Origin of the sequence: Enterobacter sp. BNK-22, assembly GCF_048684805.1 — a bacterium.
GTDB lineage: Bacteria > Pseudomonadota > Gammaproteobacteria > Enterobacterales > Enterobacteriaceae > Enterobacter > Enterobacter quasiroggenkampii.
The window spans coordinates 237,557-261,167 of sequence record NZ_JBLQTT010000001.1 but is presented as its reverse complement, the minus strand read 5'-3'; the positions used below and the strand labels follow the sequence as shown (position 1 = coordinate 261,167).

Here is a 23,611-nt window from a genome sequence, read left to right as displayed (position 1 = left end):
GCCGTGGGAGGGGCCGCACGTTATATGACGGGGCGATTAGCCGCCGTAAACATTAAAATCAAAGTACTTTTTCGCCAGCTTGTCGTAGGTGCCGTCTGCGCGCATTTCAGCGAACGCCTTGTTCAGCGCCTCACGCAGTTCGTTGTCTTCTTTGCGCAGGCCCATACCGGTGCCCACACCAAACAACTTCACATCCTTAATGGACGGGCCGCCAAACTTGTAATCTTTACCTACCGGCGTTTTCAGGAAGCCTTCGCTAGCCGCGACTTCATCCTGGAATGCGGCATCAATACGGCCTGCCGTCAGGTCAGCGTAGATATTTTCCTGGCCCTGGTAGGAGACAATTTCAATCCCCTTCGGTGCCCAGTGCTCGTTGCCGTAGGTTTCCTGGGTAGTGCCCTGCAGCACGCCCACGCGTTTTCCCTTCAGCGACTCCAGCGTTGGCTGAATGTCAGACGATTTCGCCACCACCAGACGTGAATCGGCCGCGTAGAGTTTGTCGGTGAAGGCAATCTCCTGCTGGCGTTTTTCGGTGATGGAGAGCGAGGACATGATCACGTCGATTTTTTTCGCTTTCAGGGAAGGGATCAGCGCATCCAGCGGGTTCTCAACGTAGGTACACTGTGCTTTGATGCGTTTGCACAGCTCATTGGCCAGATCGATGTCAAAACCGACCAGTTCACCCTTTGAATTCTTCGATTCGAACGGCGCATAGGTAGGATCGGTGCCAATGCGAATTTTCTGCGGAATAGCTGCGAATGCCGCGGTGGCGCTGGAAAAGGCCAGTACCAGTGATAATGACAACACGAGTTTTTTCATATTTGTCCTCAACAAACTGTCTTCATACGGGATTTTTACGACGACGGGGTGGTGCTAATGTGCCATTAATCCCCTCGGTCAGGCAAAAATTAATGCCTTTCAGGCGGGAATTTTTGCATTATAAATGCGTAAGTATGCACAAAGCGATCCAATACGGTGCAACACATGCACCGTATTGGGTCAACCGCTCCCGTAACGCACCGTAACAGTGCGTTACCGCCAGGTGTTATTCACCGTATACGTTGAAGTCGAAGTATTTCTTCGCCAGTTTGTCGTAAGTACCGTCTTTACGCAGCTCCGCAAAGGCTTTGTCAAAGGCGGCTTTCAGCTCGGTATCATCCTTACGCAGGCCAATCCCGGTGCCGTCACCAAAGTACTTTTTGTCTTTCACCGACGGGCCTGCAAACGCGAATTCTTTGCCCGCAGGCTGCTTCAGGAAGCCTTCGCTCGCGGCGACTTCATCCTGGAATGCCGCATCCAGACGGCCTGCCGCCAGGTCAGAGTAAATCAGATCCTGGTTCTGATAAGCCACCACGTCTACGCCCTTCTCACGCCAGTTAGCATTGGCATAGCCTTCCTGCGTCGAGCCCTGAAGCACGCCGACGTGTTGGCCTTTCAGCGAGTCGATGGTGGGCTTAATCGGAGAGCCTTTAGGGGCAATCAGGCGAGAATCCGCGGCGTAGAGCTTGTCAGAGAAGGCAATCTCCTGCTGGCGTTTTTCGGTGATGGAGAGAGAAGAGATAATGGCGTCGATTTTCTTGGCTTTCAGCGACGGGATTAACGCGTCAAAGTCGCTGCCCACCCATGTGCATTTCACCGCAATACGCTTGCACATTTCATTACCCAGATCGATATCAAACCCCACGAAATCGCCTTTCGCATCCTTGGAAGAGAATGGCGCGTAGGTTGCGTCTGTACCGATACGTACCGTCTGTGGAAGCGCTGCGTAGCTACCTGCTGCCGCACTTAACCCCACGAGTAAAGACAGAGCCAGAACCGTCTTCTTCATACATTTACCCTCAAGTACCGTGATTTTATTATGTATTGTGTTGTGTGTTGTGTTGCAGGCTTCATCTTGCAGGTCTTATGCCACATTGCCGTCTGGTCAAAACTTCGACGTTAAATATGTTAATAAAACGTTGCGATATTGCCTTAATGGTGAAAGATAGCAGGTCTGCCGAACGAACCGGAGAGAGAAAAAGGGAAAAAACGAATTAAATGTCGAGGATATGATCGCCGTTGCATAATTGCCCTGAAACAGGGCAACTTGTCTTTTCATGCACCTGGTTTGTGCACAGATTCAGGCACCCTGCCAGCGGGTGAAGAGATCGTCGGGCAGGTCGATGTCAAACTGATCGAGCACCCGGTTAACCGTCTGTTTGATGACGTCGTCCAGCGTTTGCGGGCGATGGTAGAACGCGGGTACCGGCGGCATGATGACCGCGCCCAGCTCCGCAGCCTGCGTCATTAAGCGCAGATGGCCCAGGTGCAGCGGCGTTTCCCGCACGCACAGCACCAGAGGACGCCGCTCCTTCAGCACCACATCCGCCGCGCGCGTCAACAGGGTGTCCGTATAGCTATTCACAATGCCGGAGAGCGTTTTAATTGAACAGGGCAGGATAACCATGCCGGCTGTTTTAAACGAGCCTGAGGAGATGCTGGCAGCGATATCACGGGCATCGTGAACGACATCCGCCAGCGCCTGAACATCGCGCAGGGAGAGATCGGTTTCCAGAGAGAGGGTCTGCCGCGCCGCCTGGCTCATCACCAGATGGGTTTCGACGTCCGCCACGTTACGCAGAACCTGTAACAAACGTACGCCGTAAATCGCGCCGCTGGCGCCGCTGAGCCCAACTATGAGTCGTTTCATGATTTTCGCCCTTACTGATTTCAGGGCAGACTGTGCAGGATTTTCCGGGGAGTTGCAAGTGAGGGCATACGCCCTCACCTGCCAGAGCATCAACCTTCGTTGTGCATCTCTAAGCTTTCGAGATCGTTCTGCAGCTGAACGGCTTTGGCGTCGTCGTTGCGCAGTGAATCAAGATAGTCGAGGTACTGCTGGTCAACGTCCTTGGTCACGTAAATACCGTTGAACACTGAGCATTCAAACTGCTGAATTTCTGGGTTCTCGGCACGTACCGCGTCGATAAGATCGTTCAGGTCCTGGAAAATCAGGCCATCAGCGCCGATGATCTGGCGAATTTCATCCACTTCACGGCCGTGAGCGATCAGCTCGTTGGCGGTTGGCATATCAATACCGTACACGTTCGGGAAGCGAATCTCCGGTGCAGCAGAGGCCAGATAGACTTTCTTCGCACCCGCTTCGCGGGCCATCTCGATAATCTGCTCAGAGGTGGTGCCACGAACAATGGAGTCATCCACCAGCAGAACGTTCTTATCGCGGAATTCCGCGCGGTTGGCGTTCAGCTTGCGGCGCACGGACTTACGACGCAGATGCTGCCCCGGCATGATAAACGTGCGGCCAACGTAGCGGTTCTTCACGAAGCCCTGACGGTATGGCTTATCCAGAATGCGGGCAATCTCCAGTGCGATATCGCAGGAGGTTTCCGGGATAGGAATCACCACGTCGATGTCCAGATCGTCCCACTCGCGGGCAATCTTCTCGCCGAGCTTCGTGCCCATATTGACGCGCGCGCTGTAGACGGAAATCTTGTCGATGAAGGAATCCGGACGGGCAAAATAGACGTATTCAAACAGGCACGGGTTGCTGACCGGGTTGTCGGCACACTGGCGGGTAAACAGCTGGCCCTTCTCGGTGATATACACCGCTTCGCCCGGCGCCACGTCGCGCAGGAATTCAAAGCCCAGGGTATCCAGCGCCACGCTTTCAGAGGCAACCATATATTCAGTACGGCCATCGCCGAGGTCGCGCTTGCCGAGCACCAGCGGACGAATGCCGTTTGGATCGCGGAAGGCGACCATACCGTGACCGATGATCATCGCAACGCAGGCGTACGCGCCGCGGATCTGACGGTTTGTCGCGGCAATCGCGGCAAAAATGTTGTCTGCTTCCAGCGGATAGTGACGGAAGTTATCCAACTCGCTGGCGAACACATTGAGCAGGATTTCTGAATCAGAGGTGGTGTTAATGTGGCGACGTTTCTCTTCGAACAGCTTTTTACGCAGTTCATGCGCATTGGTCAGGTTGCCGTTATGAGCAAGAGTGATGCCATACGGTGAGTTGACGTAGAAAGGCTGTGCCTCAGAGGCGCTGGAACTGCCAGCAGTAGGATAACGAACGTGACCGATCCCCATATTACCTTGCAGACGCTGCATATGGCGGGCTTCAAACACATCGTTTACCAGGCCATTCGCCTTACGTAAACGGAAGCAGTTGTTTGCATCAATGGTGATGATACCCGCAGCATCCTGCCCACGGTGCTGAAGCACCGTTAACGCGTCATAAATCGACTGGTTTACCGGCATGAAACCGGCGATACCGACAATACCGCACATTCGTCTTTTCCTCGTTAAGCCACATCTCAGGGTTTATGCCCTGGGCAAAAAACTCGACGAGCTTTGCAGATAGTCAAAGAACCATCTGATGATGAAGCTGAACTCTGGAATGAGCTGCGATTTCTGCCAGTCTTCACTTTTGGAGAACCCGGTGAAGGTATCCAGGAAGAACAGGATCGCGGCCACAATCAGCACGCCTCGTAATGCCCCGAAACAGATCCCAAGCACCCTGTCCGTTCCTGACAGACCGGTTTTCTCGACCAGCTGACCTATCACGTAATTCACGATAGCGCCGACAATCAGCGTTGCGATAAACAGCACCGCGATAGCGATTCCATTTCGGACCAGTTCATCTTCAAAGCCCGTGAACCAGACAGACAGGTAAGTGTAGTAATGACTGGCGACAAAGAAAGCACAACCCCAGGTCACCAGCGATAACGCTTCACGAACAAAGCCACGGATCAGGCTAACCAGACAGGAAAAACCAATCACCGCAATGATGGCGTAATCAATCCAGACCATATGTGTCCCACGATTTAACGCCCTGTCATCCAGTTCGGGGCGAATTCTAACAGAAAAAGAAAACGTTTGCGTAGGGATTTCCTTCCCGCGCGTAAATAAAAAAGGCGCTGAAAAAATGTTCAACGCCGTGGCTTATCGCCTCTCTCTTAAAGGAGCAGGTCGTACTTAGTTTGCGCTGTAGCCCATCACCACACCGCTCAGGCCGGAGATCTGCTTCAATTCACCCAGCGACCCTTTCAGTTTGTCTTTAGACGCTTCTGGCCCCACGAGGATACGCGTAATTTTACCCTGCACCGGCGTGGAAGGTGAAGTGTAAACACGATATCCCGCACTGCGCAGTTTGCTTACGACCTCGTTGACTTTATCGGCATTTTTCAATGCACCGAGCTGCACCACATAGGCTTTACCCGTTGGGGCAGCAGCGTCCTGCTGCGTCGGTTTTGCTGGCGGAGGCGTCTCTGACGCCGCGGCGAGCTGTTCTGCCGCTTTATCACGCTGCGGTTTCGGCTGCGGCTTCTCAACCGGCTTCGGTTTTTCAACCGGTTTAGGCTGCTCGACCGGCACAGGATCGATATCGCTGTTGCTCGTGGCCGCCAGGCGAGACGGGTCGAGCGACGGTGCGGCGGCATCACCCGCGCGCACCTCTTCCGCCGCGCCTTCCGGTGGCTGAGCTGGCAGCGCCTGCGTCGCCGCAGGCAGCATATCCGGCTCATCGCGGTCACCCGGTTTCGGCACCAGCGGAATCGCGGCAAACTCATCCTGATAATGCTTTTTCTGCCCGTCGAGCAGCCCGGGAAGAATAATCACCCCGAGCGCGACCAGCACAATGGTTCCTGTTAAACGGTTCTGAAACTTACTCGCCACCGGTTCTCCCCGCGTCCATCACTTCCATGACATGTGCCACCGTGTGGAATGAACCACACACCAGCACGGTATCTTCTGGTTTAGCATCCGCCATCGCGGCATGCCAGGCCTGCGCCACGCTACTGTAGATTGCGCCTTTGCCGAGATGTTCCATCAGCTGCTCAGCCGTCGCGCCGCGAGGCCCCTCCAGAGGAGCACAATACCAGCTATCGACCACACTCTCCATGCAGGCCAGCGTCCCGCCGATATCTTTATCATGAAGCATACCGATAACCGCCAGCACGCGCCCGGTTTTTGGTAACGATTTGAGACGTCCCGCGAGATACGCCGCAGCATGGGGGTTGTGCGCCACATCCAGAATCAGGCGCGGTGACTCGCTGACTAACTGAAAACGTCCGGGCAGAATCGCGTTTTGTATGCCCTCGCGGATCGCCTGTTCGCTGACCACGAGGCCGCTGGCGCGCAGTGCCGCCAGCGCGGTGGCTGCGTTCGGCTGCGGCACCTGGGGCAGCGGCAGGTTGTCGAGCGCCCCCTGCGCATCGCTAAAGCGCCAGCCGTTGTCCTGAACCTCATACTGCCAGTCAACACCGCGGCGCAGCAGCTGCGCGCCCTTCTCCTTCGCCACGTCAGCAATGGTATGCGGCATATCCGGCTCGCCAACCACCGCGGGCTTATTTGCCCGGAAAATACCGGCCTTCTCGCGGCCGATACTTTCACGATCGGGCCCCAGCCAGTCGACATGATCCAGCGCGATGGAAGTCACCACCGCCACGTCCGCATCCACGATATTGGTCGCATCAAGACGTCCGCCGAGACCGACCTCAAGGATCACCACATCCAGCTGCGCCTGTTTAAACAGCCACAGGGCCGACAGGGTGCCGTATTCAAAATAGGTTAATGAGATCTCACCGCGCGCGGCTTCAATTTCAGCAAACGACGCCGTATGCGCGGATTCCGGCAGCTCGTGGTTCTGTACGCGAACCCGCTCGGTGTAGCGTACCAGGTGTGGCGAGCTGTAAACGCCAACCCTGTAACCCGCCGCCATCAGGACGGATTCCAGCGTACGGCAGGTCGTGCCTTTACCGTTGGTTCCCGCGACGGTGAACACGAAAGGCGCCGGTTTGAGCACGTCAAGACGCGCCGCAACCTGGCTTACGCGTTCAAGCCCCATATCGATGGTTTTACTGTGCAGGTTTTCCAGATAAGAAAGCCACGCGGCCAGGGGCGACGTGGCTTGGGGAATGCTTTTATTTTCCATAATGCCCGGTTGTCATTAACAGATTAGAAAGCAAAAGGGCAGCGCCAACCGGCCCTGCCCTTTTCAGTTATCAGGCCTCGGGTTCCTGATCCGGTACCACCACGCCTTCACGCGGTTCATCCGGGTTAGGCGCTGGCAGATTCATCAGCTTCGCCAGGATGCTCGCCAGCTTCAGGCGCATTTCCGGACGGCGGACGATCATGTCGATGGCGCCTTTCTCGATGAGGAACTCACTGCGCTGGAAGCCCGGCGGCAGTTTTTCACGAACGGTCTGCTCGATAACGCGAGGACCCGCAAAGCCGATCAGCGCTTTTGGCTCAGCGATGTTCAGATCGCCCAGCATCGCGAAGCTCGCGGAGACGCCGCCCATGGTTGGGTCGGTCAGCACGGAGATATACGGCAGACCGCGCTCCTGCATCTTCGCCAGCGCTGCAGAGGTTTTTGCCATCTGCATCAGCGACATCAGCGCTTCCTGCATGCGCGCACCGCCGGAGGCAGAGAAGCAGATCAGCGGACAGTTGTCTTCCAGCGCCTGCTCAACGGCACGCACGAAGCGCGCACCGACCACGGAGCCCATTGAGCCGCCCATAAAGGAGAACTCAAACGCAGCGGCAACAGCCGGCATCCCGTGCAGGGTGCCTTTCATGACGACCAGCGCGTCTTTCTCGCCGGTCTCTTTCTGTGCAGAGGCCAGACGATCTTTATATTTTTTGGAATCGCGGAACTTCAGCACGTCTTTTGGCTCAAGCTCGCTGCCCAGTTCTACCAGAGAACCTTCGTCCAGCAGGCTATGCAGGCGGTTGCGCGCCGACATACGCATATGGTGGTCACACTTCGGACACACCTCAAGGTTGCGCTCCAGCTCTGCGCGATACAGAACCTGGCCGCAGCTATCACACTTCGTCCATACCCCTTCAGGAATGCTCGCTTTACGCGTTGGGGTAATGTTGCTTTTAATTCGTTCAATCCAGCTCATTGATAACCTTTCTGCCTGAACCTGGTCGTATGCCAGTTTTGCTATAAGAGGCGAATAATGCCATTTTTGCCTCCAACAGACCATGAATGTTGCACATTAAAACATAACAGCCCGAAACTTTGGATAAAAAAGTGGTCGAACCGCCAGTGTGCATTTACTTCGCTTGCTTTGCCGCCGCACGTTTGTGACGAATGATTTCGATAACGCCAGGCAGTACGGAAAGCACAATAATCGCTACAATCAGTAACTTAAGATTTTCCTGAACCACCGGGAGATCGCCAAACAGGTAGCCTGCATAGGTAAACAGCAGCACCCACAACAGCGCCCCAACGACGTTATACATGGCAAAATGACGATAGGACATATGCCCCATTCCCGCCACAAACGGTGCAAATGTGCGCACAATAGGCACAAAGCGCGCAAGGATAATGGTTTTTCCGCCATGGCGTTCATAAAACGCATGGGTTTTGTCTAAATAGCTGCGACGGAAAATTTTTGAATCCGGATTACTGAACAGCCGCTCACCGAATACGCGTCCAATCGTGTAGTTGACCGCATCACCGACGATGGCGGCAATCACCATCAGCACCACCATAAGATGCACGTTCAGATCGTTGGTGGGCAGCGCCGATAACGCCCCGGCAACGAACAGCAGAGAATCCCCCGGCAGGAACGGGGTTACAACCAGCCCAGTTTCACAGAACAGAATGAGGAACAGAATAGCGTAAACCCAGACGCCATACTGCGCGACCAGCTCCGCCAGGTGAACATCAATATGCAGGATGAAATCAATTAAAAAACGAATTACGTCCATATTGTCTAAGCCCTAATTGCACCTTTGTTTAGTCCGCTAAAAACAGCGGACCCATTGGCGGTTTCGGCAGGTCAAACCGATCCGGATAGTCTACCGAGACCAGATACAACCCTTCCGCTTTCGCCGTGGCTGCCGCAAGCGTTCTGTCCTTCGCTGCCAGCAGGTCTGCAATCCAGCTCTCCGGCTGGTGTCCGGCACCCACTTCCATCAGGCTGCCCACAATATTCCGCACCATATGATGTACAAAGGCATTGGCTTTGATATCCACCACCACATACGCGCCAAAACGGCTGACGTTGATGTGCATGACGTTACGCCATGGCGTGCGGGACTGACACTGCACCGCACGAAACGAGGTAAAGTCATTCTCCCCAATCAGACACTGCGCCGCGCGATGCATACGTTCCGCATCGAGCGGTTCATAAAAATGCGTCACGCCCTGGCTTAACACCGCCGGACGCAGACGCTGATTGTAGATGACATAACGGTAGCGACGCGCGGTGGCGCTGAAGCGCGCGTGAAAATCATCCGGCACAGCTTTCACCCAGCGCACCGCAATGTCACCAGGCAAATTCGCATTTACCCCCAGCGTCCAAGCGGCATCCTTACGCACGGCGGTGGTTTCAAAGTGCACCACCTGCCCCGTGCCGTGAACGCCCGCATCCGTACGGCCTGCGCACAGGACGTTAATCGGCTCGTTTGCCACCTGAGAGAGCGCTTTCTCCAGCTTCTCCTGGACGCTGCGCACCTCATTCTGACGCTGCCAGCCATAATATTTACTGCCATCGTACTCAATACCGAGGGCAATTTTATGAACCGGCTTTTGTTCCACGTCTGACATCAGTACAGGTACTCCTGCACCAGTTTTTCAGCGATCTTGACCGCCATCAGCGCGCCGCCGAAACGAACGTTGTCGGCAACGGACCAGAACGGACTTGCTCCGGCATACCGTAGTCGTTACGCACGCAGCCAACGGAAAGATGCGCGCTGCCGGTGGCATCGCCCACCTGGGTCGGGAACTCGCTCTCTTCAGAGAGGACGATATCTTCCCCGCGGCCAAACGCATCGCGCGCCTCTTCTGCCGCGAGGGGACGCAGCGCTTCAAAGCCGACCATCTGCGCGTGACCGTAGAAGACCGGGGACTGCACGACGCTTGCGGAGATCATCAGGCCATCGTCCTGCAGAATTTTACGCACTTCATCGACGATACGACGCTCTTCGCGCACGGAGCCCTCGCGGTCCGGCAGCAGCGGCAGCATGTTGAACGCCAGCTGGCGGCCAAAGAAATCATCTTCGTCAATCGGAATGCCGTTCAGCAGCTTCGCGCTCTGCCCGGCCAGCGCGTCAACGGCCTTTTTGCCGTTTGCGGACGCGGACAGCAGGCTGGTGACGGTAATGCGCGACAGGCCGCCTTCGTCGATCAGCGGTTTCAGGGCGGTCAGCAGCTGGCTGGTCAGGCTGTTTGGTACCGCAATGACGTTACGGTTGCGGTAATCAGCCAGCACAAACGGGTTCACGTCCGGCACCACCAGCGGCACATCCGGCTCCATGGAGAACAGGCCGCTCAGGTCGATGACCAGGCAGCCTGCGTTGGTCGCCTCTTCAACGTACGCCGCAGTGGCTTCAGCGCCTGCGGCGAAAAACGCCAGCTGCGCCTGCGTCCAGTCGAACGCCGCCGCATCCTGAACCATGACGGATTTACTGTTAAAACGCAGATGCTCACCCGCGCTATCGGTACGCGCCAGCGCATAGATATCGCCCACCGGGAACTGACGCTCAGCAAGCGTTTCGAGCAGGGCTTCGCCCACGGCACCCGTGACACCTAAAATGGCAATGTTCCAGCCTTCAGACATGGTGGTTTACTCCAGAAATAAAAAAGCGTCCCTGTCGGAGTATCCGACAGGGAGCATTAAGAAGACATTAATGCGCCGGGTGATGAACGGCGTTAAACCCCAGCTTGTGCAGCAGCGTCGCCGCCGACGCATCGTCGCACATGACATACAGGGAAGACCACTCGCGGCGCTCAACATAGTGCTTGCGCAGCTTATCAAACTCACCCGGGATCCCTGCCACTTTACGCAGCAGCGCATCATCGCGGCGCACATCATACACCAAATGCACCAGCCTTTTCAGCGTTGCCTGATCGAGCGGGCCGTGAAGGGTAATGCGGCCAAATTCAGGCGCGGGGAGTAAGGTATCCAGCGCCACCTGCTGCGGATGACCGATAAAGGCGCTGTAGGCCTCGAAGACCTGCGTCGTGCCGCGGGCTTTCCCTTCGAGGGTATAACCGGCGATATGTGCGGTGCCCACGTCCACCTTGTTAAGCAGCTCAACGTTGAGGTCCGGCTCCGGCTCCCAGACGTCCAGCACCACGCTGAGATCTTGTCCTTCGTTCAGACACGTCAGCAGCGCGGCGTTATCGACTACCGGACCACGACAGGCATTTATCAGAATAGTGCCAGCCTTCAGACGGCGAATGAGCGCCTCATCGGCAAGATGCAGCGACTTATACGGCCCCTCTTTAAACAGCGGCGTGTGGAACGTCAGCACGTCACACTGTTCAACCAGCTCGTCCAGCGAGCGGAAATCCCCGTCATCGCCATTGTCTTTGCGCGGCGGATCGCACAGCAGCGTGCGGATCCCTAACGCTTCCAGGCGCTTTTGCAGGCGCCCGCCGACGTTACCCACGCCGACAATCCCCACGGTGCGGTCTTTCAGCGCAAACCCGTCGCGCTCGGCCAGCATCAGCAGCGAGGAGAAAACGTATTCCACGACGGCAATCGCGTTACAGCCCGGCGCGGCGGAGAAACCGATTCCGGCCTGCTTCAGCCATTTATCATCCACATGATCGGTCCCTGCCGTTGCGGTCCCAACGAACTTAACCGCCTTACCGGCGAGCAACGCCTCATTTACTTTGGTCACCGAGCGCACCATCAGGGCGTCGGCGTCGTCCAGTTCGTTGACCGGGATCGGGCGACCAGGAACAGCCTTAACGTTACCCAGGCGGCTAAACAGCTCACGGGCGTAAGGCATATTTTCATCAACGAGGATTTTCACGTCTGAGTACCTGTTTGAGAGGAAGAAAACCTGCCAAGTGTGCCATAATCTGGCCGCCAGGCATATACGTCTGCCAGGTTTACGCTGAGTTTTGACTTTAAGGATTTTTGACGATGCAGCCCATTTCAGGTACGCCGCCACGCCCTCCGGGTGAAGGCCCTGTCACGCCAAACGTTGCCGGTGAACAACCGCTATCCACGCAACAGCGCACCGTGCTGGAGCGACTGATCACGCGCCTGATTGCGCTGACTTCGCAGCAAAACGCGGAAGTCTGGGCCGGGGTGAAGCATGATTTAGGCGTGAGGAACGACGCACCGCTGCAGTCGCGTCATTTCCCCGCTGCCGAGCAAAATCTGAACCAGCGTATTACGACCGCGCAGCAGAACCACACCACGCGCCAGATTGTTTCTCAGCTGACGGAGCTGCTGGGCCAGGGAAATAACCGCCAGGCGGTGAGTGATTTTATTCGCCAGCAGTATGGTCAGACCGCGCTGGGCCAGCTGACGCCCGATCAGCTCAAAACCGTGCTGACGCTGCTGCAGAACAATGAGCTGTCGATTCCGCAGCCGCAGGTACGCCCGGCGACCGAGCGTCCGCTGCTGCCCGCCGAGCACAATACGCTCAAGCAGATGGTGACCAAGCTGGCCGCGGCCACCGGCGAGCCGACGAAGCTCATCTGGCAATCCATGCTGGAGCTGTCCGGCGTGAAGGCGGGCGAGCTGATCCCGGCCAAACAGTTTACCCATCTGGTGACCTGGCTCCAGGCACGCCAGACGCTCAGCACCCAGAGCGCCCCGACTCTGCATACTGTCCAGGCCGCGCTGAAACAGCCGCTTGAACCACACGAGTTCGAGGTGATTCGGGATTATGCCCAGCAAAACTGGCAGGCCACGCCGCAGACGGTACTGACTACCGCGCAGGTGCAAGACCTGCTCAACCAGATCTTCGTTCGCCGCGCCGAACGTGAAGGCGGCGTGCCGGAGGTGAGAAATGTTCAGCCGATTTACAGCCCGCTGTTTGCACCGGTCGTGGAGACCTTCAGAACACTTTCTGCGCGTCCGGGATTGATGTTTATTGCACTGCTGATTGCGCTGGCGATTTTCTGGCTGGTTGCCTGATATTTTGCCCGGTGGCGCTGCGCTTACCGGGCCTACAACGGCTCGAACCGTAGGCCGGGTAAGGCGCAGCCGCCACCCGGCAACAAAGACTCACGTTCTGCGAAACGCCACCAGCGTCACCACGATCCCCACCACCGCGGAAACCGCACCGGCCAGGAAGACGGACGGATAGCCAAACGAGGTCGCTAACAGCCCGGCCAGCGGCCCGGTAACGCCGTATGAGATATCCTGAAACGCCGCATAGCCGCCCAGCGCCGTCCCGCGCACCTGAGGGGCCACGCGCTTCACCACTTCAACGCCCAGCGCCGGGAAGATCAGAGAACAGCCGCAGCCGGTCAGCGCCGCACCCAGCAGCGCCACGGATGCCACGGGTGCGTTCCATAACAGCAGAAGACCGATGGTTTCAATGACCAGCGACGCCACCGCTACCTTCACGCCGCCGAAGCGATCCGGCATCCAGCCAAAAAGCACGCGCATCAGAACAAACGCGCCGCCAAACGCGGTAAGCGTAAAACCGGCCATCGCCCAGCCGCGGCTCATAAAATAGAGCGAGACGAACGTCCCTATTACCGCAAAACCCACGCCCTGCAGCGCCAGGCCCAGGCCCGGCTGCCAGATTTGGCCGACCACGCTCCACAGGGAAGGACGCTCGCCTTTGTGCGCAGGTACCTTACGCACCGAGCTGTTAAACGCCCATGCCACCAGCGGCAGCGCCATGGTGGTGGCAGCCAGCGCCGCAAAACCAAACTGGCTGTTGATCAGCAGGCCAAGCGGTGCACCGGCGGCCAGCGCGCCGTAGATGGCCATACCGTTCCAGGACATCACCTTGCCGGAACGTGCTGGCCCCACCAGCCCCATTCCCCAGGTCAGGGTGCCGGTCAGCAACTGGCTTTCACCGAAGCCAAGAATTAAACGGCCCAGCACCAGCAGCGCAAATTTATACGCCGCGTCGACCGGCAGAAGTGCCGCCAGCAGCCAGGCGCCGCCCGCCAGCCCGCAGGCAAACATCCCCTGCAGCGCCGAGCGTTTGGCACCGTGCTGATCCGCCAGCCGTCCAGCGTATCCGCGGGTTAACACCGTGGCTAAAAACTGAATGCCCACGGCAATGCCGACCATGGTGTTGCCATAGCCCAGCTCCTGATGAACGAACAGCGGGATCACCGGCAGCGGCAGGCCAACGGTCATATAGGTCAGGAATACCGCAAAGGCGATACGGAACAGCGAGACGTTCGCTGAAGGGGTTGTTTCTGTTTGAGTTACTGCAGTCATGCTTTACTCCGAAATGAAGAGTAAGGCGGGGAAATGCCACGCCCCCTCTACCTGATTATCAGGATTAAGGTGCGTTGGTTGACGTTAAACGCTTACGCATTATCGTGAGGATAATGTTGAGTGGTGAAGTTTGCCTGTGAGATCAGCTGCTTGTCAATGCATAAAAAAAGGGAGCCTTATGGCTCCCCTTCTGAATCAAACATAAAACTTATGCTTTCAGCTTACGCATGACCAGCGTGGCGTTGGTGCCGCCGAAACCGAAGCTGTTGGACATGACGGTAGTCAGCGTCGCTTCCGTTGGTTTGGTCACGATGTTCAGGCCAGCAGCCTGCTCGTCCATCTCTTCGATATTGATGCTTGGGGCGATAAAGCCGTTTTCCAGCATTAGCAGAGAGTAGATCGCTTCCTGAACGCCAGCCGCACCCAGAGAGTGACCGGTCATGGCTTTGGTCGCAGAGATCGCCGGGCTGTTGTCGCCGAAAACTTCGCGGATCGCACCCAGCTCTTTCACGTCGCCTACCGGCGTAGAGGTACCGTGAGAGTTCAGGTAGTCGATTGGGGTGTCAACGCCGTGCATCGCCATCTTCATGCAGCGCACCGCGCCTTCGCCGGATGGTGCAACCATGTCGGCGCCGTCAGACGTTGCACCGTAGCCCACGATCTCAGCATAGATGTGCGCACCACGTGCCAGGGCGTGTTCCAGCTCTTCAACCACAACCATACCGCCGCCGCCCGCGATGACGAAACCGTCACGGTGCGCATCGTAGGTACGGGAAGCTTTGTCCGGAGTCTCATTGTACTTGGTGGACAGTGCGCCCATCGCGTCGAATTCGCAGGCCATTTCCCAGCCCAGTTCTTCGCCGCCGCCAGCAAATACGATGTCCTGTTTACCCAGCTGGATCTGCTCAACAGCATTACCGATGCAGTGCGCGGAAGTCGCACACGCAGAGCTGATGGAGTAGTTCACACCGTGGATTTTGAACGGGGTCGCCAGGCATGCAGAAACCGCAGAACCCATGGCTTTAGTCACCACGTACGGACCTACCGCTTTCAGACCACGCGGGCTACGCATTGCGTCAGCACCAAATACCTGCGCTTTAGATGAGCCGCCGGAACCGGCGATCAAACCCACGCGCGGGTTGTTCTGATAAACCTCTTCGCTCAGGCCAGAATCTTTGATCGCTTCCTGCATGGAGAGATAAGCATAAATAGAGGCATCGTTCATGAAACGAACCACTTTGCGGTCAATCAAACCGGTGGTGTCCAGTTTGACGTTACCCCATACGTGGCTACGCATACCTGAATCTTTAAACTCTTCAGAGAAAGTGATCCCGGAGCGTCCTTCACGCAGAGATGCCAGGACTTCCTGCTGGTTATTACCGATGCTGGAAACAATGCCCAGGCCAGTAATCACTGCACGTTTCATTCAATACCTCTGTAAGTCGCACTATAGTAAGTTTCGAGTCGCACAATAGCGTACACTTGTACGCCGAACAAGTCCGATCAGACATTTTCTGCGGAAATTTGCACCGATGGACTCACATCGTTAAGATCGTGCCACTGCCTGTCAGACGAGTAACTTACGTGAAACAAAACGCTATACAACCCGCCAACCTCGAATTCAACGCTGAGGGTACACCTGTTTCCCGAGATTTTGATGATGTCTATTTTTCTAATGATAACGGACTCGAAGAAACTCGCTATGTTTTCCTCGACGGAAACCAGCTCAGCACCCGCTTCCCGGCGCACCCGCGGAGCCTGTTTGTGGTCGCGGAAAGTGGATTCGGCACCGGGCTGAATTTTTTAACCCTCTGGCAGGCGTTTAACCAGTTCCACGCTGCTCACCCCGAGGCTACGCTACAAAGATTACATTTCATCAGTTTCGAAAAATTCCCGCTCACCGCGCACGATCTGCGGCTTGCCCACCAGCGCTGGCCGGAGCTTGCGCCCTGGGCGGAGCAGCTTCAGGCGCAGTGGCCGCCCCACATCGGCGGCTGTCACCGCCTGATGCTGGACGGCGGACGCGTCACGCTGGACTTATGGCTCGGCGACATCAACGACCTGACCGACAGGCTCGATGATTCGATGAATCAGAAGGTCGACGCGTGGTTCCTGGACGGTTTTGCCCCTGCCAAAAACCCGGACATGTGGAGCCAGCATCTGTTTAACGCGATGGCGCGGCTGGCGCGCCCTGGGGCGACGCTTGCCACCTTCACCTCGGCGGGCTTTGTCCGCCGTGGGTTGCAGGAGGCGGGCTTTACCATGCAGAAGACCAAAGGCTTTGGCCGCAAGCGCGACATGCTGGTCGGCAGGATGGAGCAGACGCTGGACATCCCCGCTCAGACGCCCTGGTTTGCGCGCCGCGCCAGCGCATCGCGCGACGTGGCGATCGTTGGCGGCGGGATCGCCAGCGCCCTGCTCTCGCTCGCGCTTCTCCAGCGCGGCTGGCAGGTCACGCTCTACTGTGCTGACGACGCGCCCGCCAGAGGCGCGTCCGGTAACCGTCAGGGGGCGCTCTATCCGCTTTTAAGCGCGCACGACCCGGCCCTGTTCCAGTTTTTCCCGGCAGCGTTTACCTTCGCCCGTCGCCTGTATGACGCGCTTCCGGTGGCGTTCGACCATGACTGGTGCGGCGTTACGCAGCTTGGCTGGGATGAAAAGAGCCAGCAGAAGATCGCGCAGATGCTCTCTCTGGGCCTGCCCGAAGAGATTGCCCGCGCGGTGAGCGCGCAAGAGGTGAAAGACACCGCTGGCGTGGAAACCGGGTGTGGAGGCATTCAGTATCCGCTCGGCGGCTGGCTGTGCCCGGCTGAACTGACCGCGGCGGTCATTGCCCTGGCGCAGTCGCGCGGGCTGACGGTGCAGTATGGCCACAAGGTGGCATCGCTCACCCGGACAGAACGCTGGGATCTGCGTTTCGCTGATGGCAGGGAGGCGAGCCATGCCAGCGTTGTGCTGGCCAACGGGCATCACATCAGCCAGTTTATTCAGACAGCGACGTTGCCGGTTTATCCGGTCGGCGGCCAGGTGAGCCATATCCCGACCGCGCCTGCGCTCGGCAAACTGCGTCAGGTGCTGTGCTATGACGGCTATCTGACGCCGCAAAATCCCTCTAACGGCCATCACTGCATCGGGGCCAGCTATCATCGTGGCGAAACGGAGATGCACTGCAGCGAGGCGGATCAGTTGCAAAACCGCCAGCGCCTGATTGACTGTTTCCCGGATGCGGCGTGGGCGAAAGAGGTCGACGTTAGCGAGGGTGACGCGCGCTGCGGCGTGCGTTGCGCCACCCGCGACCATCTGCCGATGGCGGGCAACGTGCCGGACTACGAGGCGACGCTTGCGGCCTATGAGGATCTGGCTGAACACCAGGAAACGGCGGTGACTTCACCGGTCTATCCAGAGCTGTTTATGCTGGGCGGACTGGGTTCCCGCGGGCTGTGCTCTGCCCCGCTGCTGGCCGAAGTGTTAGCCGCGCAGATGAGCGACGAGCCGATTCCGCTGGACAGGGTTACGCTTGCGGGCCTGAATCCGAATCGATTATGGGTACGGAAACTGCTGAAGGGGAAGAAGGTTAAGTAGGGTGCGGTCTGGTGCCCTCACCCTAACCCTCTCCCACAGGGAGAGGGAAGAGAAGGCGGCGGCTTAGCGTTTAGCCTGCTGGAACAGGTTGTCCCACATGCCCAGAACCAGAGACTGGTCGCGCGGAGAAAGTTCCCCGGCCTGAATGGCTTTCTCCAGACTGCGGGTCACTTCCTCATGAACAGCGTCGGCAGAGTGATCGTCACCTGCTTCCAGCTCAGCTACCGCGAGCGTCAGGTGACCACGCAGATAACCGCTGGCGAACAGCTCATCATCGCTGGCGTGTTCCACCATGTCATCAATTAACGCCAGAATGCGTGATTCAAATTCTGCGATCATCTTCTTTCCTCTGTTAAAGATCTTCCGGCCAAGGGAAGCATTCCGCCGTGATCACCGGCGTGTGGTAATAATTCTGTAAGGCCTCAATCAGGCGCGCCGGACGTTCCGGGATGCCTTTCTCAAGATAGTCCATCACCTGCGCATGCACGCGGCGCTGGAAGACGATACGGTCTGGCTCGAAGTCGCCTTCGAGGTTGTCACAGCTCACGTTGAACGGGAAACCCGCCGCGACGCAGAATAGCCATTCCAGCGCCTGCGGCTTCACTTCCACATCCTCAAACTGGCCCTGCGTTGCGGCGTCACGCCCGTCCGGGCAGTACCAGTAACCAAAGTCCACCAGCTCGCGACGTGCTTTTCCGGCGATACACCAGTGCGAAATTTCGTGCAAACCGCTGGCGTAAAAGCCGTGCGCAAAGACGATGCGGTTATACGGAACCTCTGCATCAGCAGGAAGATAGATCGGTTCGTCGTCGCCTTTAATCAGACGGGTATTAAAATCGTCAGCAAAACAGCCGTCAAAAATCTCAATCAGCTGTTCGTATTTATGCGTACTGTTCATTAATGCATCCCCAACCAGGTGAGGATCTCCTGTCCATGGCTGTCATAAAGAAGTTTGGCGCTCATTACGGCCGAGACGATGACGATCATCGGTCGAATCAGCTTTTGTCCTTTGCTTAACACCAGACGCGAACCCGCACGCGCGCCCAGGAACTGCCCTGCCATCATGACGAATCCGGTTGCCCAGATGACCTTGCCGCCAATGATAAACAGCAGCAGACCGCCAAGGTTCGACGTCGCGTTGAGCACTTTGGCATGAGCGGTCGACTTGGCGAGGTTAAACCCGGCCAGCGTCACAAACGCCAGCGCGTAAAACGAGCCCGCCCCCGGGCCGAAGAAACCGTCGTAAAAGCCGACGCAGCCCCCGGCAATCAGGGCAAACGGCAGACCGTGCAGACGACGCTGGCGGTCTTCCTCGCCGAGCTTCGGCATCAGCAGGAAATAAAGCCCGATACAGATGACCAGAACCGGCAGGATCTGGCGCAAAATATCCGACTGCACGTGCTGAACCAGCAGCGCGCCCGACGTGGAACCAATAAAGGTCATCAGGATATTGAGCTTCTGGTCGGCCAGGCTCACCACCTTGCGGCGGATAAAATAGAGCGACGCTGAGAGCGAGCCGCCGCAGGCCTGCAGCTTGTTGGTGGCAAGCGCCTGCGCCGGGCTCATGCCCGCCGCCAGCAGCGCGGGTACGGTTAATAACCCACCGCCGCCCGCAAGGGCATCAATAAAACCGGCCAGCATGGCCACGAAGAACAGCACCACCAGCAGCAGCGGTGACACCATAAACAGATCGACGAAATTATCCATTAAAGTACATGCTCATCCAGTAGCGCCTGGCAGGAAGGCGGCAACGGAGGCGGTGTCTTCTTCTCAGGCTTAGAGGTTCCAGGTTTTGCCGGTTCAAACCAGCTTTGCAGTTCCGCACCGCAGCCATCGCCTGGCGGCGGGAGCGGCTGATCTTCACATTCCAGGCTGTTCGCCGGGCAGCGCAGGCGAACGTGCATGTGCGCGCGATGCTGGAACCACGGGCGCACTTTGCGCAGCCAGTCGCGGTCCGTTCCGGCATCCAGGCAGAGCTGCTGCTTGATGGCCGGGTTGACGAAAATCCGCGTGACGTCGTTATCTTCTGCCGCCAGCTTGATCATGCTGGAGACCTCCCGCGTCCACAGGGACGGCACAACGCGCTTGCCGTCGCTCGCCACCAGATCCAGCGCCTGCGGCTTCAGCAGCTGCGCTGAACTCCAGCGCGCTTTCGGCAGCTGCAGGAAGATATCCACATCCAGCCCGGTCTGATGGCTGGCGTGTCCACCGTTAAAACGACCGCCGGCAGGCATCCCCATATCGCCAATCAGCATCGTGCCCAGCCCCAGGTTATGCACCTGGTTGCCAAGACGCTGAATAAACAGCACCAGATCCGGGTGGCCAAAGTAACGACGCTGGTCGGTACGCATCACCTGATAGGTGTCTGATTGCAGCGGAAGTTCCTGCGCGCCAACGATACAGCCGTTGGAAAAGGCGCCGATGGACTGCGCGCTCCCCGCCACCGGGTGGGTGATTTTTTGCCATGGCGTCGCGGCCAGACTGGCTCCACTGGCCAGCAGCGCCAGCAGAGCAATTGCGGTTTTTTTCATGTTTACCAGCGTGGAATGGTGGTCGTCACATCCGCATTCTGCGCGCGCTGGCGCAGGAAGTGATCCATCAGCACGATCGCCAGCATCGCCTCTGCGATCGGCACCGCGCGGATCCCCACGCACGGATCGTGACGTCCTTTGGTGATCATCTCAACTTCTTCGCCATCGCGGTTAATCGTGTGGCCCGGCACGGTAATGCTGGAGGTTGGCTTCAGCGCGATGTTGGCAATAATCTGCTGCCCGCTGCTGATACCGCCCAGAATGCCGCCCGCGTGGTTGCTCTGGAAGCCCGCCTTCGTGATCTCGTCACGGTTCTGGCTGCCGCGCAGGGATACCACGTCAAAACCGTCGCCAATCTCAACGCCCTTCACCGCGTTGATGCTCATCAGCGCGTGGGCGATGTCGGCGTCGAGACGGTCAAATACCGGCTCGCCCCAGCCTGGCGGGACGCCGTCGGCCACCACGGTCACTTTCGCCCCGATGGAGTCGCCCTCTTTTTTCAGGCCCCGCATCAGTTCGTCCAGCGCGTCCAGCTTGTCGGCATCAGCACAGAAGAACGGGTTTTGCTCGACCAGATCCCAGTCTTTGATCGCCAGCGGAATGTCGCCCATCTGGGTCAGACAGCCGCGGATAACGATGCCAAATTTCTGCTGCAGGTATTTTTTGGCAATGGCACCAGCCGCCACGCGCATCGCGGTTTCACGCGCAGAAGAACGTCCACCGCCGCGATAGTCGCGGAAGCCGTACTTTTGTTCGTAGGTATAGTCGGCATGGCCCGGACGGAACACGTCTTTGATGGTGCCGTAGTCCTGGGAGCGCTGATCGGTGTTTTCAATCAGCAGACCAATGCTGGTGCCTGTAGTGCGTCCTTCAAAGACGCCGGAGAGAATTTTGACCTGGTCCGGCTCGCGACGCTGCGTGGTGTAGCGAGAGGTGCCCGGACGACGACGGTCGAGGTCGTGCTGCAAATCGGCTTCGGTCAGTTCGATGCCTGGCGGTACGCCATCAACGATACAGCCCAGCGCCAGCCCGTGCGACTCGCCAAAGGTGGTCACGCGGAATACCTGTCCAATACTGTTTCCTGCCATCACGGCTCCGATGTTGTTGTTTGTGTTTGAGCGTTGTGAAACGGGCCGAAGCCCGCTGGATTAATCTTTATAGATGCTGAAGTGTTCGCGTGCGTCGAGCAGCTGCGCTTTGGTCAGCATAAAGACGCCGTCACCGCCGTTGTCGAACTCAAGCCAGGTGAACGGCACATCCGGGTACTGCTCTATCAGATGTACCATGCTGTTGCCCACTTCACAAATCAGAACGCCGTCGTCGGTCAGATAATCCGGCGCGCAGGCCAGAATGCGGCGGGTCAGCTTCAGGCCGTCAGATCCTGACGCCAGACCCAGCTCCGGCTCGTGACGGTATTCGTTCGGCAGATCGGACATGTCTTCCGCATCGACGTACGGCGGGTTAGTGACGATCAGATCGTACTGCAGCGTCGGCAGATCGCGGAACAGATCGGAGCGAATTGGCGTGACGTGATGGATCAGTCCATGCTCTTCAATGTTGTGCTCGGTCACGGCCAGCGCATCGGTGGAGATATCGACGGCATCGACTTCCGCTTCCGGGAAGGCGTAAGCGCAGGCAATGGCGATACAGCCGCTGCCGGTACACATATCCAGGATGTGCTGCGGCTGATGGCCGATCAGGCCTTCAAAGTGGTTGTTAATCAGCTCACCAATCGGCGAGCGCGGCACCAGCACGCGTTCATCGACATAGAACTCGTGACCGCAGAACCAGGCTTTGTTGGTCAGGTAGGCGACCGGGATGCGTTCGTTGACGCGACGGATCACGCGCTCAACGATGCGGTGTTTTTCGCTGGAGGTCAGACGCGCGGTGCGCATGTCTTCCGGAATATCCAGCGGCAGATAGAGTGATGGCAGCACCAGCTGCACGGCCTCATCCCACGGGTTGTCGGTACCGTGTCCGTACCAGATATTGGCGGCGCTGAAGCGGCTAACCGACCAGCGCAACATGTCCTGTATGGTATGCAGCTCGTTTACTGCTTCATCGACAAATATTTTATCCACTCTTTCCTCCAGGGCATGCTCGCATAATTTTCGGCGGCTAGTTTGCCATGAAGACGGCGATAAATCAGCAATGACGCGTACCGCTTGAGGTTAAAAAATGCGTTTAGTCGGGTACACTATCGGAAATACGAGATGAGAATGACGAATGAAAAAGAAAACATCGCTCAGCGAGGAGGATCAGGCGCTCTTCCGCCAGCTAATGACCGGGACGCGGAAAATCGCGCAGGACACCATCGTTCATCGCCCGCAGCGTAAAAAAAACAGCGAAGTCCCGGTCAAACGGCTGCTGCAGGAGCAGGCGGATAACAGCCACTATTTTTCAGATGAATTTCAGCCGCTGCTCAATACGCAGGGTGCGGTGAAGTACGTGCGCGAAGACGTCAGCCATTTTGAACTGAAAAAGTTACGTCGCGGAGATTATTCGCCGGAGCTGTTTCTCGATCTGCACGGTTTAACGCAGATGCAGGCAAAACAGGAGCTGGGGGCATTGATCGCCGCCTGTCGCCGCGAACATGTTTTTTGCGCCTGCGTGATGCACGGCCACGGTAAGCATATCCTCAAGCAACAGACGCCGCTGTGGCTGGCTCAGCATCCACACGTGATGGCGTTTCATCAGGCACCCAAAGAGTACGGCGGAGATGCCGCATTGCTGGTGTTGATTGAAGTGGAAGAGTGGCAGCCGCCAGAATTACCCTGACAGGACGGCGGGAGGCCTGTTTTGCGCCCCCGCACAATCACACCTCACGTCAGATGGCTTTTGCCATCCTCAGGTTGCACGGACTCATTTGCCAGTTAAAGACACCTTTACCCGTTTCGTCCAGAGACACATTGGCAATGGCGGATGTCGTGAACATCGGCGGCGTTTCGCCCGGGCACAACTCAGATACCAGATAGCCAACCAGTGGCAGGTGGGAAATGACCAGCGCGGACGCAACACCTTCATTGCACAGCGCCTGAAGATAGGCACTGACAAGGCCTACATCGCCACAGGGGGTGAGTTCAGGAAGAACATCCACGCTGGCCGGCAGGTTCATACACTCCCCTACCACCTCCAGCGTCTGTTCAGCACGCAGGAACGGACTCACCAGAACACGTTCGATGTCCACTTTTTGACCTTTAAGCCAGGTCGCCATCTGACGAGATTCGTCGCAGCCACACACGGTCAAAGGACGTACTGAGTCACTGGCGGCATCGAGTGCCGCGTCGCCGTGACGCATGATAAAAACTTGCATATTGCACCGCT

General features: G+C 57.5%; 23 protein-coding genes and 1 pseudogene. 3 read left to right on the top strand and 21 right to left on the bottom strand.

The features are described from left to right. Positions 1–36: 36 nt before the first annotated feature. From hisJ to pdxB, 12 genes and pseudogenes are all read right to left on the bottom strand, one after another. Positions 37–819 (bottom strand): histidine ABC transporter substrate-binding protein HisJ, encoded by a 783-nt coding sequence (hisJ, locus tag ACMGGE_RS01190; RefSeq protein ID WP_008502592.1) that lies wholly within the window; start codon positions 817–819, stop codon positions 37–39. A 226-nt stretch (positions 820–1,045) separates the two neighbouring features. Continuing rightward, complete coding sequence (gene argT, locus ACMGGE_RS01185; protein WP_343666331.1) at positions 1,046–1,828, bottom strand: lysine/arginine/ornithine ABC transporter substrate-binding protein ArgT; 783 nt, start codon at positions 1,826–1,828, stop codon at positions 1,046–1,048. Between the two features lie 291 nt (positions 1,829–2,119). Next, positions 2,120–2,689 carry a UbiX family flavin prenyltransferase gene (locus ACMGGE_RS01180; RefSeq protein ID WP_420293268.1) on the bottom strand — a complete coding sequence of 190 codons (570 nt, stop codon included), beginning with the start codon at positions 2,687–2,689 and terminating at the stop codon, positions 2,120–2,122. 89 nt (positions 2,690–2,778) lie between these two features. Further along, the gene (purF, locus tag ACMGGE_RS01175) at positions 2,779–4,296 is read right to left on the bottom strand and encodes an amidophosphoribosyltransferase (RefSeq protein WP_021241570.1); all 1,518 of its coding nucleotides are present in this window, start codon (positions 4,294–4,296) and stop codon (positions 2,779–2,781) included. Positions 4,297–4,329: 33 nt separating this feature from the next. Next, positions 4,330–4,818, bottom strand: coding sequence for a colicin V production protein (gene cvpA / locus ACMGGE_RS01170; RefSeq protein WP_000262116.1), 489 nt, complete (start codon positions 4,816–4,818; stop codon positions 4,330–4,332). 165 nt (positions 4,819–4,983) lie between these two features. After that, a complete protein-coding gene (dedD, locus tag ACMGGE_RS01165; protein ID WP_045908737.1) occupies positions 4,984–5,682 on the bottom strand; it encodes a cell division protein DedD in 699 nt (232 codons plus the stop codon). Further along, positions 5,672–6,940, bottom strand: coding sequence for a bifunctional tetrahydrofolate synthase/dihydrofolate synthase (folC, locus tag ACMGGE_RS01160; RefSeq protein WP_420293267.1), 1,269 nt, complete (start codon positions 6,938–6,940; stop codon positions 5,672–5,674). The genes dedD and folC overlap by 11 nt, the downstream gene beginning before the upstream one ends. Before the next feature lie 70 nt (positions 6,941–7,010). After that, positions 7,011–7,916, bottom strand: a complete 906-nt coding sequence (gene accD / locus ACMGGE_RS01155) for an acetyl-CoA carboxylase, carboxyltransferase subunit beta (RefSeq protein WP_023312564.1) — start codon at positions 7,914–7,916, stop codon at positions 7,011–7,013. A gap of 154 nt (positions 7,917–8,070) precedes the next feature. Next, positions 8,071–8,730 (bottom strand): DedA family protein, encoded by a 660-nt coding sequence (locus ACMGGE_RS01150; RefSeq protein ID WP_008502599.1) that lies wholly within the window; start codon positions 8,728–8,730, stop codon positions 8,071–8,073. A 28-nt stretch (positions 8,731–8,758) separates the two neighbouring features. Continuing rightward, positions 8,759–9,571, bottom strand: coding sequence for a tRNA pseudouridine(38-40) synthase TruA (gene truA / locus ACMGGE_RS01145; protein ID WP_008502600.1), 813 nt, complete (start codon positions 9,569–9,571; stop codon positions 8,759–8,761). Next, positions 9,571–10,583: pseudogene (locus tag ACMGGE_RS01140) on the bottom strand (aspartate-semialdehyde dehydrogenase). Before ACMGGE_RS01140 ends, truA begins: the two are co-directional and overlap by 1 nt. A gap of 67 nt (positions 10,584–10,650) precedes the next feature. Then, positions 10,651–11,787, bottom strand: coding sequence for a 4-phosphoerythronate dehydrogenase PdxB (gene pdxB, locus ACMGGE_RS01135; protein WP_069720437.1), 1,137 nt, complete (start codon positions 11,785–11,787; stop codon positions 10,651–10,653). A gap of 113 nt (positions 11,788–11,900) precedes the next feature. On the opposite strand from pdxB, the gene flk reads away from it, so the two are divergent. Then, complete coding sequence (flk, locus tag ACMGGE_RS01130) at positions 11,901–12,905, top strand: flagella biosynthesis regulator Flk (protein ID WP_063622179.1); 1,005 nt, start codon at positions 11,901–11,903, stop codon at positions 12,903–12,905. Between the two features lie 90 nt (positions 12,906–12,995). On the opposite strand, the gene ACMGGE_RS01125 is transcribed toward flk, so the two are convergent. Continuing rightward, positions 12,996–14,174 carry an MFS transporter gene (locus tag ACMGGE_RS01125; RefSeq protein WP_420293266.1) on the bottom strand — a complete coding sequence of 393 codons (1,179 nt, stop codon included), beginning with the start codon at positions 14,172–14,174 and terminating at the stop codon, positions 12,996–12,998. A gap of 208 nt (positions 14,175–14,382) precedes the next feature. Beyond that, a complete protein-coding gene (gene fabB, locus ACMGGE_RS01120; RefSeq protein ID WP_014832795.1) occupies positions 14,383–15,600 on the bottom strand; it encodes a beta-ketoacyl-ACP synthase I in 1,218 nt (405 codons plus the stop codon). Between the two features lie 158 nt (positions 15,601–15,758). Between fabB and mnmC the strand changes: the two genes are divergently transcribed. Beyond that, the gene (mnmC, locus tag ACMGGE_RS01115) at positions 15,759–17,756 is read left to right on the top strand and encodes a bifunctional tRNA (5-methylaminomethyl-2-thiouridine)(34)-methyltransferase MnmD/FAD-dependent 5-carboxymethylaminomethyl-2-thiouridine(34) oxidoreductase MnmC (RefSeq protein WP_420293265.1); all 1,998 of its coding nucleotides are present in this window, start codon (positions 15,759–15,761) and stop codon (positions 17,754–17,756) included. A gap of 63 nt (positions 17,757–17,819) precedes the next feature. On the opposite strand, the gene ACMGGE_RS01110 is transcribed toward mnmC, so the two are convergent. From ACMGGE_RS01110 to prmB, 6 genes are read right to left on the bottom strand one after another with little or no spacing between them, the layout of a single operon-like run. Continuing rightward, entirely contained in the window at positions 17,820–18,095 is a 276-nt protein-coding gene (locus ACMGGE_RS01110) for a YfcL family protein (protein WP_008502607.1), read from the bottom strand. A gap of 13 nt (positions 18,096–18,108) precedes the next feature. Further along, the gene (locus ACMGGE_RS01105) at positions 18,109–18,654 is read right to left on the bottom strand and encodes an elongation factor P hydroxylase (RefSeq protein WP_048029666.1); all 546 of its coding nucleotides are present in this window, start codon (positions 18,652–18,654) and stop codon (positions 18,109–18,111) included. After that, positions 18,654–19,463: a sulfite exporter TauE/SafE family protein gene (locus ACMGGE_RS01100; RefSeq protein ID WP_045908744.1), complete on the bottom strand. Its 810-nt coding sequence runs from the start codon at positions 19,461–19,463 to the stop codon at positions 18,654–18,656. The genes ACMGGE_RS01105 and ACMGGE_RS01100 overlap by 1 nt, the downstream gene beginning before the upstream one ends. Continuing rightward, positions 19,463–20,287 (bottom strand): penicillin-insensitive murein endopeptidase, encoded by an 825-nt coding sequence (mepA, locus tag ACMGGE_RS01095; RefSeq protein WP_069720435.1) that lies wholly within the window; start codon positions 20,285–20,287, stop codon positions 19,463–19,465. Before mepA ends, ACMGGE_RS01100 begins: the two co-directional genes overlap by 1 nt. 2 nt (positions 20,288–20,289) lie before the next feature. Beyond that, on the bottom strand, positions 20,290–21,375 hold the full coding sequence (gene aroC, locus ACMGGE_RS01090) for a chorismate synthase (protein WP_420293264.1): 1,086 nt from the start codon (positions 21,373–21,375) through the stop codon (positions 20,290–20,292). A gap of 60 nt (positions 21,376–21,435) precedes the next feature. After that, a complete protein-coding gene (gene prmB / locus ACMGGE_RS01085; RefSeq protein WP_008502612.1) occupies positions 21,436–22,368 on the bottom strand; it encodes a 50S ribosomal protein L3 N(5)-glutamine methyltransferase in 933 nt (310 codons plus the stop codon). Positions 22,369–22,513: 145 nt separating this feature from the next. Between prmB and smrB the strand changes: the two genes are divergently transcribed. After that, the gene (gene smrB / locus ACMGGE_RS01080) at positions 22,514–23,065 is read left to right on the top strand and encodes an endonuclease SmrB (RefSeq protein WP_045259673.1); all 552 of its coding nucleotides are present in this window, start codon (positions 22,514–22,516) and stop codon (positions 23,063–23,065) included. A gap of 49 nt (positions 23,066–23,114) precedes the next feature. Here smrB and sixA read toward each other — a convergent pair whose 3' ends face one another. Next, positions 23,115–23,600, bottom strand: a complete 486-nt coding sequence (sixA, locus tag ACMGGE_RS01075) for a phosphohistidine phosphatase SixA (RefSeq protein WP_032623034.1) — start codon at positions 23,598–23,600, stop codon at positions 23,115–23,117. Between the last annotated feature and the right edge of the window lie 11 nt (positions 23,601–23,611).